This window comes from Streptomyces sp. NRRL F-5123 (genome assembly GCF_000721495.1).
Classification (GTDB): Bacteria; Actinomycetota; Actinomycetes; order Streptomycetales; family Streptomycetaceae; genus Actinacidiphila.
This window is the reverse complement of the sequence record NZ_JOHY01000159.1, coordinates 1-968: the sequence shown is the minus strand read 5'-3', so window position 1 is coordinate 968 and position 968 is coordinate 1. Positions and strand designations below refer to the sequence as shown.

Genomic DNA, 968 nt, shown 5'->3' with positions numbered 1-968 from the left:
GTGAACCAGTACCCCGCATCCATGGCAGCGGTGTCGATGACCTCGCCCGTGACCGTCGAGACCAGGGGGACGTCCGAGCTGCGGGGCTCGATCCCGCCCAGCACGTCGAGGAGTTCGGTGCGCAGTTCCTCCACCTGGGGTGAGTGCGAGGCGTAGTCCACCGCGATCCGCCGCGCCTGAACACCCTCCCGCCCGCACCGCTCCACGAACGCGTCCAACTCGCCCGGGGCACCCGAGACCACGACCTGCTCGGGCCCGTTCACCACCGCGACCGCAAGCCCCTCCGTCAACCACCCGCCCACCCGCTCGACAGGCGCCAGAACCGACACCATCCCACCGCGACCGGCCAGCGCACGGATCGCCCGCGACCGCAACGCCACCACCCGCGCCGCATCCTCCAACGACAACCCGCCCGCCACACACGCAGCCGCGATCTCCCCCTGCGAGTGACCCACCACAGCCGCCGGACGCACCCCCAACGACCCCCACACCGCCGCCAGCGACACCATCACCGCGAACAACACCGGCTGCACCACATCCACCCGGCCCAGCTCGGTGCCGTCCCCGCGCACCACCTCCAGCAACGACCAATCCGTCAACACATCCAACGCGGTCGCGCACTCACCCATCCGCGCCGCGAACACCGCGGAGGTGTCCAGCAGTTCGCGGGCCATTCCCACCCACTGCGAGCCCTGACCCGGAAACACCCACACCACACCGCCCGTTCGCACCGAGCCGACCACCGCGTCCGCCGCGTCCTCACCAGCAGCCACGGCAGCAAGCGCCGACGACAGCGCCTCACGGTCCGCGCCCAGCACAACAGCCCGGTGATCCAGCAGAGCCCGCCCCGAAGCAAGCGTCAGCCCCACATCACGCAAACCCAGCCCCGGAGCGTCATCCAAATGCGCGAGCAACCGGGCAGCCTGCCGCCGCACCCCCTCCCCCGACCGCGCCGACAACACCCACGG

1 protein-coding gene is annotated in these 968 nt (G+C 71.3%); it reads right to left on the bottom strand.

Going from position 1 to position 968, the window contains the following annotated elements:
* Window positions 1-914 (bottom strand): acyltransferase domain-containing protein (locus tag IH54_RS0138660; protein ID WP_324607860.1); only part of this gene is annotated, 914 nt, incomplete at its 3' end.
* Window positions 915-968 lie beyond the last annotated feature (54 nt).